A 12,888-nucleotide genomic window follows, 5' to 3' on the forward strand; every position below is an offset into this window, starting at 1 on the left:
GTCGCGCCGACCGACATGACCAATACGATCACCACCCGCCAGCAGGACGAGACCGACCTCCGCACCGACGCCGCGTGGCTCGACGCCCACTGGATGCCGTTCACGGCGAACCGCCAGTTCAAGTCGGACCCGCGCATGATCGTGGCGGGCAAGGACGCGTATTACACCGATGGCGAAGGCCGCAAGATCTTCGACGGCCTGTCGGGGCTGTGGTGCACGGGCCTAGGCCACGGCCGCGCGGAAATCACGGAAGCCGTGAGCCGCCAGGTCGCGCAGCTCGACTACGCGCCGGCGTTCCAGTTCGGCCATCCGAAGTCGTTCGAGCTCGCGAACAAGATCAAGGACCTGACGCCGGCCGGCCTCGACTACGTGTTCTTCACCGGCTCGGGCTCGGAAGCAGCCGACACGTCGCTGAAGATGGCCCGCGCGTACTGGCGTGCGAAGGGCAAGGGCACGAAGACGCGCCTGATCGGCCGCGAGAAGGGCTATCACGGCGTGAACTACGGCGGCATCTCGGTCGGCGGGATCGGGCCGAACCGCAAGCTGTTCGGTCAGGGGATCGACGCCGATTTCCTGCCGCACACGCAACTCGCCGAAAACAAGTTCTCGCGCGGGATGCCGGAGAACGGCGCCGACCTCGCCGACCGCCTGCTCGACCTGATCGCGCTGCACGACGCATCGAACATCGCGGCCGTGATCGTCGAGCCGTTCTCGGGTTCGGCGGGCGTGGTGGTGCCGCCGAAGGGCTATCTGAAGCGCCTGCGCGACATCTGTACCGCGCACGACATCCTGCTGATCTTCGACGAAGTCATCACGGGCTTCGGCCGTGCCGGCGCGATGACGGGCGCCGACGCGTTCGGCGTGACGCCGGACATCATGAACTTCGCGAAACAGGTGACGAACGGCGTGCAGCCGCTCGGCGGGGTGATCGCGACGAAGGAAATCTACGACACGTTCATGGCCGTGGGCGGCCCCGAGTACATGCTCGAGTTCCCGCACGGCTACACGTACTCGGCGCACCCGGTCGCCTGCGCGGCCGGCGTCGCGGCGCTCGACCTGCTGGTGAAAGAAGACGCGGTGGCCCGCGTGCGCGATCTCGCGCCGCATTTCGAGGCGGCCGTGCACGGGCTGAAGGGCCAGCGCCATATCACGGACATCCGCAACTACGGGCTGGCGGCCGGCCTGACGATCGCGGCGCTGCCGGGCGAGCCGGCACGGCGCCCGTACGAGATCGCGATGCGCTGCTGGGCGAAGGGCTTCTACGTGCGCTACGGCGGCGACACGATCCAGCTCGCGCCGCCGTTCATCTCGGAGAAGCGCGAGATCGACAACCTCGTTAACGCGCTGTCCGACGCGCTGAACGAAGTGGACTGAGCCGCGGCGCGCCCGTTGCGACAACCGAATTCACGAAAGAGCCAGACAATGAAACACGACAGCAATGTGACCTCCACCGTCGGCCACCTGATCGACGGCAAGCGCGTCGACGGCGGCAGCCGCGTGCAGCCGGTGTTCGACCCGGCGACCGGCGAATCGCACAAGAGCGTCGCGCTCGCCGACAAGCTGACCGTCGAAGCCGCGATCGCGTCCGCGCAGGCCGCGTTCCCGGCGTGGCGCAACACGCCGCCGCTGAAGCGCGCCCGCGTGATGAGCCGCTTCAAGACGCTGCTCGAGGAGCACGCGGACGAACTGTGCGCGCTGATCACCGCCGAACACGGCAAGGTGCTCGCCGACGCGATGGGCGAGCTGCAGCGCGGGATCGAGAACGTCGAATACGCGACCTACGTGCCCGAGCTGCTGAAGGGCGAACACAGCAAGAACGTCGGCCCCGCGATCGATTCGTGGAGCGAGTTCCAGGCGCTCGGCGTGGCCGCCGGCATCACGCCGTTCAACTTCCCGGTGATGGTGCCGCTGTGGATGTGGCCGATGGCCGTCGCGTGCGGCAACACGTTCGTGCTGAAGCCGTCCGAGCGCACGCCGTCGTCGACGCTGCGCATGGCCGAGCTCGCGCTCGAGGCCGGCCTGCCGCCGGGCGTGCTGAACGTCGTGAACGGCGACAAGGAGGCGGTCGACACGATCCTGACCGACGCGCGCGTGAAGGCGGTGAGCTTCGTCGGCTCGACGCCGATCGCCGAATACATCTATTCGACCGGCTGCGCGCACGGCAAGCGCGTGCAGGCGCTCGGCGGCGCGAAGAACTTCGCGGTGGTGATGCCCGACGCCGACATCGGCAACGCGGTGAACGCGCTGATGGGCGCCGCATACGGTTCGTGCGGCGAGCGCTGCATGGCGATTCCGCTGGTCGTCGCGATCGGCGATGAAACGGGCGACAAGGTGGTCCAAGGCCTGAAGGCCGAGATCGAGAAGATGAAGGTCGGCCCGGGCAACGGTGCCGGTGTCGACATGGGGCCGCTCGTCACGAAGCAGCATTTCGACAAGGTGACGGGCTTCGTCGAAGCCGGCGTGGAAGCGGGCGCGACGCTCGTCGTCGACGGCCGCGGCGTGAAGGTCGACGGCCACGACGGCGGCTACTACCTCGGCCCGTGCCTGTTCGATCACGTGAAGCCCGGTATGCCGATCTACCAGCACGAGATCTTCGGGCCGGTGCTCGGCGTGATCCGCCTGAAGTCGCTCGACGACGCGATGGCGCTGATCGATGCGCACGAATACGGGAACGGCACGTGCCTGTTCACGCGCGACGGGGAAGCTGCGCGCTACTTCAGTGACAACATCCAGATCGGCATGGTCGGCATCAACGTGCCGCTGCCGGTGCCGGTCGCCTACCACTCGTTCGGCGGCTGGAAGCGCTCGCTGTTCGGCGACCTGCACGCGTACGGCCCGGATGCGGTGCGGTTCTACACGAAGCGCAAGACGATCACGCAGCGCTGGCCGTCGGCCGGCGTGCGCGAAGGGACGGTGTTCAGCTTCCCGTCGAACCGCTGATGCCCGCTGACGCTCGTTCCGGCTGCACTTAGTGCCTGCCGCTCGGCGGGTGCTGCCATGCAGCCGGCACAAGCATGCCCAAGCCTGCCCCGATCCGCGATCGGAGCAGGCTTTTTTACGCGTGCCGCGGCCGTGCCGACACGCAACGCGTGGAACGAACGCTTATGGAGCGACCACGTGCCACACGTTCTTGAAATTGTCGCCGTTGCGATCGCCCTGTTTCATGTCCTTCGAGAAGAAGTACAGCGGCTTGCCCTTGTACGCCCATTGCGGGCTGCCGTCGTCACGCTTGACGATCGTGTAGGGGCCGGCCGGTACGTCGGTCGCGCTGGCCTTGTACGGCGGCCAGAGGGTCTCGCATGGGCCCGAGCAGGCACTGGTGCCGGCGTTGGGCTTGTCCTTGTCGAATGCGTAGACGGTCATTCCGTTGGCTGCGACGAGCGCGCCGTTTTCGACTTTGGTGATCGAGCCTTGAGCCGAAGCTGAAACGGACGCCATGGCGAGCACGGCGGAACTGACGAGCAGCACGGCTTTCATGGGTACCTCCTTATAGTCCGGTGGGCGGCGCGAATCGCGTGCACGGCCGGGCGTGCGCACGATCGCGGGGAATGGTGCCGGAACACGGCGCCGTGTCAGCCGGTGCGAGCGACGGGGAGTCGAATGGCGGCTGAACGGACGCCATTCATTCACCATAGGCGGTTTTTGGCAGGGCTGCGAGAAGAGCCGGGGGCGCATCGGCAGCGCGTAGGGCCCGCGCAACGGGGCGGCGGTTGCGCGCGGCGGGCGGATTCGGGCCCGTTCAACGGCGATTGCGGTTTCGTTGCGCGCGCCTGTGCCGGGCGGTCAGCGAAACACCGGCGCCGACGCGAGCGCCGTCAGCACGGCCGGCATCGCGAGCGCGGCGATGATCGTCTGGAACGCGGTGATGCCGGCCATCAGCGGCGCATCGCCGCCGAGCTGGCGCGCCATGATGTACGACGAGGACGACGTCGGCAGCGCCTGGAACAGCAGCGCGATCGTCAGCGCGGCATCGCCGAGCCCGAACAAGCGGCCGGCCGCGAGCGTGACGAGCGGCATCGCCAGGAACTTGAAGGCCGATGCGATGCACATCGGCTGCATCCATGCGCGTGCCGCATCGAATTTCAGCGCCGCACCCACGCACAGCAGGCCGAGCGGCATCGACGCGGCGCCGAGTGCGCGCACGGCCGGTTCGACGGCGGCCGGAAACCCGACGCCGGCGGCCTGCATCGCGATCCCGAGCGCGCAGCCGACGACGAGCGGATTCGACAGTATCTGGCGCACGAGCGCCCCTGAGCCGAGCCGCGTTTCGCCATAGCGCGCGAACACCAGCACGCACATCAGGTTCACGGTCGGGACGATCGCCGCGACGCACACGGCCGCGAGGGCGATCCCGTGCGCGCCGAACAGTCCGGCGGCGAGCGCCGTGCCGACATAGTTGTTGAAACGCACCGCACCCTGGAATACCGAGGTGAACCCGGCGCCGTCCACCTGCACGAACCGGCGGACCAGCAGAAGCAGCGCCGCGACGAGCACGGTCGAACCGACCAGCGCCGCCGCGAGCGGCAACACGGGCAACGATTGCAGCCGCGCATTCGCGAGGCCATGCGCGAACAGCGCGGGCAGCAGCACGTAGTAGCAAAGCCGCTCGGCATGCGGCCAGAACGCATCGCCGATGAAGCCCGTGCGCCGCAGGCCGTGGCCGAACGCGACCAGCAGCGCGACCGGCGCGAGCGCGAGCAGGATCGGGCCGATCATCGGCGCGCCTTCAGGTGGATGGGATGGGCCAGGCGGGACGGCCGGCAGGCGCAGCAGCGGAGCGAAGCGGGGATCCATCCGGCGGGCAACATGGCGGCGTGCAATCCGAAGAGTGACGATGCTGCCAAGTTAAACACGCGGAGGAAGCAGGAATAATGGTTAATTATCGGGTGTTCAATGAGAAATTCTCATCGATGACGCGGTGATTTCCGCGCCCAGCGCACGCGCGAAACGCTCGGCCGGGCGCGACCGATGTTCGAGCAGCACGACCGCGCGGCCCATCTGCGGCTGGCCGAACGGCAAGCGCGTGACGGGCGGCAGGCGCGCGAGCGTCGAGTCGGGCAGCGCGACGATCGCCGCGCCGAGCCCGCGCGCGACCATGCGTGCGATCGTTTCCGCGCTGTCGAGCACCATCTCCTCACGCACGCGCACGCCGATGCGGCGCAGCTCGGCGGCGATCATCCGGCCGGCCCACGCCTGCGCGTCGAAGCGGATGAACGGCAGCGCCTCGAGCAGCGTGCGCGCGTCGCGCTCCGCGTAGTGCGGCGGCGCGAGCAGCCAGAAGCGGTCTTCGTACAGCGTGGTCCACGTGAGTTCCGCCGGATGCGGGCGCACCGGGCGAGTCGTGATCGCGGCGTCGAGTTCGCCGGCCGCGACGCGGTTCGCCAGTTCGGCCGACATGCCGGCCGATACGTGCACGCGCAACGACGGATGCGCGTCGCGCAGCGCGAGCAGCGCATCGGGCAGCGGACCGGACAGCGCGGTCTGGATCGCGCCCACCCGCAGGCGGCCGACGAGCTTCTTCTCGTCGCTGAGCGCATCGGGAATTCGGTCGACCATCGCGAGCACCTGCTCGGCCTGCGCGACGAGAATGTTGCCGGCTTCGGTGAGTACCGGCTGGCGGCGCGAACGGTCGAACAACTGGACGTTGTATTCGCTTTCGAGCGCCTTGATCTGCAGGCTCACGGCGGACTGCGTGAGCCCGATCGCCTCGCCGGCGCGTGCGAAGGTCCGGTATCGGGCGATCGCGACCAGCGTTCTGAATGCGCGTAGTGACATGGACTCGGTGAGGTGGGCGGCCGGGGCCGGCACGCGGATTGCTCGATGATGCCGGCGGCGGCGCATGGACGGCACGCCGATCGCGGCACCAATGGCCGCGCAGGCGCGCGGACGCAGCCCGCACGCCGGCGGACATCATGCCCGTGCGTGCGCAAACGGGCAACCGCGGCATCGGCTGGCCGACGCGGAATGCGTGGTGCGGTGCGGCGCGGGCCGCCCGTACGTGTTTCATCGATGCATCGGGGCGACGCGGGCCGTCGCGTCGTCCCGGTTCTTCGCGGAGGGAACGATGCCTGACGACCCCGGTGATGTGGCACGCGCGAGCTATCGCGCGTATGTCGACAAGGACCGCGACGCGATCGAAGCGCTGATCGCGCCGGACTTCCATTTCACGAGCCCGCTCGACAACCGGCTCGACCGCGACGCGTATCTGGCGCGCTGCTGGCCGAACAGCGCGATGCTCGCCGGTTTCGACTTCGTCGATGTTGCCGTGCACGGTGAATACGTGTTCGTCGTGTACGAAGCCGAAACGAGCGCCGGCCGGCGCTTCCGGAACGCGGAGCGATTGCGCGTGCGCGGCGGGCGGATCGTCGAGGCCGAGGTGTATTTCGGCTGGTATGTGCCGCACCAGGCGCCCGATGGCGGGTTCATCGAATCGGGTCGTTGACGGCGCGCATCGACATGCTTACCCCGCCGCATGCTCTCCCAGCGCCTGAATGAACCGCGAGAACAGCTCCGGCTGGGACGAGATCCCGAGCTTCGCGTAGAGATGCCGCCGATGCACCTTCACCGTCTCCGGTGAAATCGCGAGCCGCTCCGCGATCGCCTTCGACGAATTGCCGCGCAGCACCATTCGCGCGATCGACATCTCGCGATCCGTCAGCACGCCCGCGCCGAAGCGCGCGAGCGCCTGCTCGACGCGCGCGCCGAGATCGTCGTCGGGCGTCGCGCGCGCGGCATCGCCCACCAGCCGCCAGTGCTGACGGATCGCCGCGAGCACCCACGGCATCGCGGCCGTCAGCTTGCCGAGCGGCTCGACGTCGAAGCGCGTGGCCGCGCCGAGCGACAACGACAGCAGCAGGTCGGGGTTCGGCCGCAGCAGGATCTGGATTTCGTCGTCACCGACCGCATCGCGGAAGTAGCTCAGGAAATACTCGCTCTGCCGGAACAGGTCGGGCGCGACTTCCTCGAGTCGGTAGCAGCCGTCGGCGAGCCCGTCGTGCGCGGCCTGCAGGAACGGATCGAGCAGATATAACCCGTTGAGGTAAAGCGGCACCGGCGACGCGCTGTCGGTGCCGCCCGTGTCGTATTCGTCGAGCACGAGCGGCACGCCGTCGCGGCCGATCGCCGTCGCAAGCGCGTTGTCGAACGGCGCCATTTCGTTGAGCAGCAGCACCAGGAACCGCCAGAAGCGCGGCTGGCCGAGATGATCGATTGCGCGGCCGAGCGCCTGGTGCATCGCGATTTCGGAGAAGAGTCGATCCATACCACCACCGGAGGGCGTAACACGAAGGGGGAATAGCGGTCCTGAATTTGGCTTCCTAGACTGCCACGCAATCAATCGGGCCCGAGTATGGGTGTTCAAAAAAACGGCGCAAAGGATCCGTCCGCACATGAAACGCGCAGGCGTCATGCATGGGCGGAAAGGCCGCAAGCACAGGAGAACGAAATGGCGATGATGTCGGAATCGACGGGCACGCTGCAAGCGACGCCTGCCACGGAAGACGCGCCGCGCGCGTTGTCGCAGACGCTCAGCGTGCGCGATGCGGTGATGATCACCGTGTCGGGCGTGACGCCAGCAAGCTCGATCTTCGTGATCGCGCCGTTCGCGATCCAGCAGGCCGGCAGCGGCGCGGTGCTGTCGTTCCTGCTCGGCGGCGTGCTCGCGCTCGCGTTCGCGCTCTGCTACGCGGAACTCAGCGCCGCGCACCGCAGCGCGGGCGGCGAGTACGTGATGGCCAAGCGCGTGTTCGGCACGCTGCCCGGCTACCTGACTTTCATCACGGTGCTGTCCGTCAGCGTGTTCATCCCGGCCGTGCTCGCGAGCGGCGCCGCGCCGTACCTGAACAACGCGCTCGGCACGCACTTCGGCAACCAGTCGGTCGCGCTGACGATCGTGCTGCTCAGCTATGTGCTCGGCATGTTGAACATCAAGACGAATGCGTGGATCACGGGCGCGTTTCTCGTCGTCGAGATCGGTGTGCTGATGCTGATCGCGGGGCTCGGCTTCGGCGCGCCGCATCGTGGCGCCGAGGTGCTGGTCGCGCCGGTCGTCGCGAGCGGCAATGCGCTGGTGCCCGCCACGTTCGCGGCGATCGTGCCTGCGATCGGCACGGCGATCTTCTGCTACAACGGCTTCGGCTCCGCCGCGTATCTGGCGGAAGACCTGCGCGGCGGCAACCGCAACGTCGCGAAGGCGGTGATCTATTCGCTGCTGGTGATCCTCGTCGTCGAACTGATCCCGCTCACCGCGATCGTGCTCGGCGCGCCGTCGCTGACGGAGCTGACGAAGAGCGCCGACCCGATCGGCTATGTCGTGCGTTCGCTGAGCAACCCGGTGGTATCGCGCGTGGTCAGCGGCGGGATCTTCCTGTCGGTGTTCAATGCGATCATCGCGATCGTGATCACGATGGGGCGCCTGCTGTACAGCAGCGGCCGGCATGCGCTCTGGTCGCGCACCTGCAACCGCGCGTTCTCGACGATCCATCCGCGCTTCGAATCGCCGTGGCTCGCGACGCTCGCACTGGCGGTGCCGTCGTCGGGGCTGGTGTTCGTGTCGAGCCTCGACGAGCTGACCGCGTTCACGGTCGACCTGCTGCTGCTGATCTATCTGGTCGTCGGGCTGGCCGCGCTGGCGAGCCGGTTCGTGCGCCGCGACGTCGAACATCACTACCGGATGCCGCTGTGGCCCGTGACGCCGCTCGTCGCGGTCGCGGGTGCCGCGTACACGCTCTACACGACGCTGGCGACGGCGACCAAGTCGACCGACCTCATCATCATCGGCGCGCTGCTGGTGGCCGCGCTCGTGATGTATGCGGTGTGGGCGCGCCACAGCGACGCGTTCCGCGCGCTCTGAACGCCGCATCTAAACATTCGCATACCGAAACACCGAACCAATGAAACACGGGAGGACATGCATCATGCGAACGAGGGATCTCGGCATCCGCATCGGACTCGGCACGCCGGGCCGCTTCAACGCGATCACGGACGTACCGGGCGTGCGGGTCGGACATTGCACGCTGAACGTCGAGAACGGCGACGCATCGATCCGCACCGGCGTGACCGTCATCGAGCCGCGCGCGGGCGCCGCGCACGATTCGCCGTGCTTCGCGGGTGTCCACGTGCTGAACGGCAACGGCGATGCGACCGGGCTCGAATGGATCCGCGAAGCCGGGCTGCTGACGACGCCGATCGCCTATACGAACACGCACAGCGTCGGCGCGGTGCGCGATGCGCTGGTCGCGAACGAACGCGAAGCGGCGGCCGGCCGCGTGTACTGGTGCATGCCGGTCGTGATGGAAACCTACGACGGGCTGCTCAACGACATCTGGGGGCAGCACGTGAATGCCGCGCACGTCCAGCGTGCGCTGGCCGCGGCGCAGTCCGGGCCTGTTGCCGAGGGCGGCGTCGGCGGCGGCACGGGGATGATCTGTCACGAGTTCAAGGGTGGCATCGGCACCGCGTCGCGGGTGGTCGTGGCCGACGCGGGCGGCTGGACCGTCGGCGCGCTCGTGCAGGCGAACTACGGCGTGCGCGAGATGCTGCGCGTGGCCGGCTATCCGGTCGGCGAAGTGCTGCGGCACGTGCATTCGCCGTTCCGCGCGCCCGATGCGCGAGGCGAAGCCGGGATGGGCTCGATCGTCGTCACGATCGCGACCGACGCGCCGCTGCTGCCGCACCAGTGCACGCGCCTCGCGCAGCGCGCGAGCGTCGGGCTGGCTCGCGTCGGCGGCGGCACGGAGGATTCGAGCGGCGACATCTTCCTCGCGTTTGCGACGGGCAACGACGGTCTGCCGGCCGCGAACTACGGCAGCAAGGGTGCGCCCACGACGGCCGTGACGATGGTGAACAACGACCATATCTCGGCGCTGTTCGCGGCCGCGGCGGAAGCGGTGGAGGAAGCGATCGTGAATGCGCTGGTCGCGGGGAACGACGTCGAATCGCGCGGCGCGCGGGTCGAAGGGCTGGGGCACGCGCGCTTGCTGGATGCGTTGCGCGAAGTGGGGTGGCGGCCGGGACGCGGCGCGTGAAACGCGATGCGCCGCTTCAATCGAAGCGGCGTGGCGGGCAGGGTCGTTGCGGTGATCGTTGCGGCGAGCGGCCGGCGCGTCGTGCGCGCGCGCATGCGATGCGTGTGAGGCATGCGATGCGTGCGCGGCAAGCCTGGCCGTGACGACGCGGCGTCATGCTCAGCTGCCGAAGTAGACGTTGCAGAAGCTGACGGGGCCCACGCATGCGTTCGGGTCTTCCTGCTTCGATTGCGCACGATCGACGCGACCGGCGGCCTGGACGGCTTCGGCGCGGTTCGCCGGTTGCTGCGCATGGTCGGCCGGCGCGGGCTGCGCGTGCGCGACAGCGGCGGTGAGCGACAGGGCAACGAGGGCGAGGTGCAGCGGCTTCATTTGAGTTTCTCCTGGGTCAGTGCCAGTCTCGCTGGCAGTGAGGAAACTATAGGCGCGCACTGCTTGAAGATTAATCGCCGCGGGTGCAGAGCTTATTTCCAATCGGAACAAGGATGACGTTGCGCGCACATCGATCGCACATCGATCGCGCATCTATCGCCGTCGTCGATCAATGACGGTGGCGGTTGAACGGCGCGTCCTTGTCCAGCAGCGCGCTGCGCATGAAGTGCAGGCAGCCGACGATGCGCTGCATGCGGTGGCGCTCAGCGGGCACCGCGTACCACGCATGCAGCGTGTGCTGCGCGGCGCGGATCGCCAGGTTCACGGATTTCAGCGTGCGCGCGTGGTGGACCGGCGTCGGATCGTCGAAGAAGCGCGGCAGTTCGTGCAGCACCGCATCGACCGACACGGTCCAGCGCGTCGTCTGCGGCGGTTTCGATTCGCAGAAACCGTGCAGCTCGTCGCGCAGGTCGATCACCGCGTGGCCGACTTCGAGCGTCGACAGCATCCAGCGCAGCGCGTCGCGATGCTGTCGCGTGCGTCTGACGAGCAGCGTGCGCAGCTGCGCCATCAGGTCGTGCGTGCTCGACTGGAAGCGCGCCGCAAGGCCCTCGCGCGAGCCTTCGCAGGCGAGCGTGACCTGGCGGCGCAGATCGTGCGCGATGCGCGACGTGAGCCACGGCATGTGGGTCGGAAACACCACCGCGAACACGATCGAGCACGCCAGCATCGCGATGACGACGGCGAAACCGTTGTTGACGAGCACCTCGGGGGTATACGCGATCGCGTTGTCGGGCCCCGCGAGCAGGCAGAAGAACACCGCGAAGCCGATTCCGTAACCGGACAGCCCCGGACGCATCGCGAGAAACGCGCCGAGGCCGAGCACCGGCGCGAGGGCCGCGCACAGCAGCGGAAAACCGTCGATGTTCGGATACACGTAGCACAGGAACACATAGCCGACCGCCGTCGCGAACGCCGCGCCGACGGCCATCTGCGCGACGAATTTCGACGCGCGCGGAGAGGTCGAGCTCAGCGCGCACGCGATCGCGGTGGCGATCACGGCGAGCGAGCCGCTCGGCCATTCGGACGCGATCCAGAACGCGCTCATCGCGCCGACGGCGACGAGCGTGCGCAGGAACGCGAAGCCGACGAAGAACGAATTGGTCTTCACCGCGTAGCGCGTGACCGAGCGTTCGAACGCATGATCGTCGCGGTCGAGCGACGCGTACGTGTCGGCATAGCCGACATACTCGCCGATGAAGCGATACGTCAGCTCGATCGCGGTATCGAAGTCGAGCAGGCCGCCGGCCGCGTGATCCTCGAGCGCGCGGCGCGACGCGCGGGCAGCCTTCGGCAACGCGCCGTGAAAGCGGCGCAGTTCCAGCAGCGCGCCGGTCGTCGACGCGATCCCGCGCTGCCGCTCGTCGCGCAACGCGGTGATGTGCCGCGCGAGCCCGTCGACATGCGGCGCGAGCGCGTCGAGCACGGCGTCCGAGCGGTTCGCGCGCAAGCGCTTGACGAGCTGATGCAGCGCATGCAGGCGCGTGCACGCGTTCATGAACTCGCTGTTCAGCCGCGCGAGCCGGCGGCTGCGCGCGCGAATGTGCGGATCCTCGAACGACGCGAACGCGCGATTGGCCTCGAAGCCGACGATCTCGTCGACGAAATCGGCGAAGCGCCGCTCGAAATCACCGCGCGCGAGCTCGCCCGACAGCGCGCCGGCCGCGAAGGCCGGGAACTTCACGTGGCGGGCGCTCAGCGAGCGCATCAGCGCCTTCGCGGAGCTGAGCGGCAGGATCAGCGCGCTGACGGCGCCGGAGCACGCGATGCCCAGCGCGACTTCCGCGGCGCGCGTGAGCGCGGACTGGAACAGCGTCTGCGGTGTCATCACCGCCGGCAGGCCGATCAGCGCGGCGGTATAGCCGGCGAGCACGAACCCGTACCAGCGGAAGTGGCGGTTGCGCACCGCGAGCGCGATGCAGGCGCCGATCCACAGCGTGATGCCGGCCATGTACAGCTCCGGCTGCTGCGCGAACAGCCCGCCGAGCGCGAGCGCGGCGACCAGGCCGGCCGCCGTGCCGAGCACGCGATAGAAGCTCTTCGCGAACACCATCCCCGACATTGGCTGCATCAGCACGAACACGGTCGTCATCGCGGTGCGCGGCTGCGACATCTCGAGCCGCATCGCGATGCCCATCGCGAGCAGCGCGGCGAACACGGTTTTGGCGAGGTGCAGCCAGATCAGCCCGTCGCTCACGGCCCAATCGCGCGCGGCGCCGCCGAGCGGATCGAGCCAGGCGCTCCATCGTGCGGGTTCGATGGAAGGTCGCTCGGCAGGTTGTGGCTTCATGAAAAGGAAAGGGCGCGTGCGGTGTCGCGGGCGCGTCCGGACGGGTCCGTTCGACTGATGAGGCGCCGATTGTAGGAGCGCGGCGCGCGGGCATTAACGCAGCTACGGGGAAACGATAGTTGCAGGCCGCGTAACAATCTG

General features: G+C 68.3%; 11 protein-coding genes. 5 read left to right on the forward strand and 6 right to left on the reverse strand.

Features of this window, described 5'->3' with window-relative positions:
* The first annotated feature begins 15 nt into the window (after window positions 1-15).
* Together aptA and BAMB_RS18765 are read left to right on the forward strand one after the other, a co-directional pair.
* Window positions 16-1,374: an omega-aminotransferase AptA gene (gene aptA / locus BAMB_RS18760; RefSeq protein WP_011658742.1), complete on the forward strand. Its 1,359-nt coding sequence runs from the start codon at window positions 16-18 to the stop codon at window positions 1,372-1,374.
* Between the two features lie 48 nt (window positions 1,375-1,422).
* Window positions 1,423-2,940 carry a CoA-acylating methylmalonate-semialdehyde dehydrogenase gene (locus tag BAMB_RS18765; protein WP_011658743.1) on the forward strand — a complete coding sequence of 506 codons (1,518 nt, stop codon included), beginning with the start codon at window positions 1,423-1,425 and terminating at the stop codon, window positions 2,938-2,940.
* 162 nt (window positions 2,941-3,102) lie between these two features.
* Here the strand turns inward: BAMB_RS18765 and BAMB_RS18770 are convergent, their stop codons facing one another.
* The 3 genes from BAMB_RS18770 to BAMB_RS18780 form a co-directional block, all read right to left on the reverse strand.
* Complete coding sequence (locus BAMB_RS18770; RefSeq protein WP_011658744.1) at window positions 3,103-3,477, reverse strand: COG4315 family predicted lipoprotein; 375 nt, start codon at window positions 3,475-3,477, stop codon at window positions 3,103-3,105.
* 306 nt (window positions 3,478-3,783) lie between these two features.
* A complete protein-coding gene (locus BAMB_RS18775) occupies window positions 3,784-4,716 on the reverse strand; it encodes an AEC family transporter (protein WP_041491453.1) in 933 nt (310 codons plus the stop codon).
* 174 nt (window positions 4,717-4,890) lie between these two features.
* Window positions 4,891-5,775: a LysR family transcriptional regulator gene (locus BAMB_RS18780; RefSeq protein WP_041491454.1), complete on the reverse strand. Its 885-nt coding sequence runs from the start codon at window positions 5,773-5,775 to the stop codon at window positions 4,891-4,893.
* A 289-nt stretch (window positions 5,776-6,064) separates the two neighbouring features.
* Between BAMB_RS18780 and BAMB_RS18785 the strand changes: the two genes are divergently transcribed.
* Window positions 6,065-6,442 (forward strand): nuclear transport factor 2 family protein, encoded by a 378-nt coding sequence (locus tag BAMB_RS18785; protein WP_006754380.1) that lies wholly within the window; start codon window positions 6,065-6,067, stop codon window positions 6,440-6,442.
* 18 nt (window positions 6,443-6,460) lie between these two features.
* Here BAMB_RS18785 and BAMB_RS18790 read toward each other — a convergent pair whose 3' ends face one another.
* Entirely contained in the window at window positions 6,461-7,261 is an 801-nt protein-coding gene (locus BAMB_RS18790; RefSeq protein WP_011658747.1) for a helix-turn-helix transcriptional regulator, read from the reverse strand.
* A gap of 183 nt (window positions 7,262-7,444) precedes the next feature.
* On the opposite strand from BAMB_RS18790, the gene BAMB_RS18795 reads away from it, so the two are divergent.
* Together BAMB_RS18795 and BAMB_RS18800 are read left to right on the forward strand one after the other, a co-directional pair.
* Window positions 7,445-8,851: an APC family permease gene (locus BAMB_RS18795; protein WP_011658748.1), complete on the forward strand. Its 1,407-nt coding sequence runs from the start codon at window positions 7,445-7,447 to the stop codon at window positions 8,849-8,851.
* A 64-nt stretch (window positions 8,852-8,915) separates the two neighbouring features.
* Window positions 8,916-10,025, forward strand: coding sequence for a DmpA family aminopeptidase (locus tag BAMB_RS18800; RefSeq protein ID WP_011658749.1), 1,110 nt, complete (start codon window positions 8,916-8,918; stop codon window positions 10,023-10,025).
* A 159-nt stretch (window positions 10,026-10,184) separates the two neighbouring features.
* On the opposite strand, the gene BAMB_RS18805 is transcribed toward BAMB_RS18800, so the two are convergent.
* Window positions 10,185-10,397 (reverse strand): hypothetical protein, encoded by a 213-nt coding sequence (locus BAMB_RS18805; protein ID WP_011658750.1) that lies wholly within the window; start codon window positions 10,395-10,397, stop codon window positions 10,185-10,187.
* A 169-nt stretch (window positions 10,398-10,566) separates the two neighbouring features.
* On the reverse strand, window positions 10,567-12,747 hold the full coding sequence (locus BAMB_RS18810; protein ID WP_011658751.1) for an FUSC family protein: 2,181 nt from the start codon (window positions 12,745-12,747) through the stop codon (window positions 10,567-10,569).
* Window positions 12,748-12,888: the final 141 nt, after the last annotated feature.

The sequence above is a fragment of the Burkholderia ambifaria AMMD genome (genome assembly GCF_000203915.1).
In the GTDB taxonomy this organism is placed as follows: domain Bacteria; phylum Pseudomonadota; class Gammaproteobacteria; order Burkholderiales; family Burkholderiaceae; genus Burkholderia; species Burkholderia ambifaria.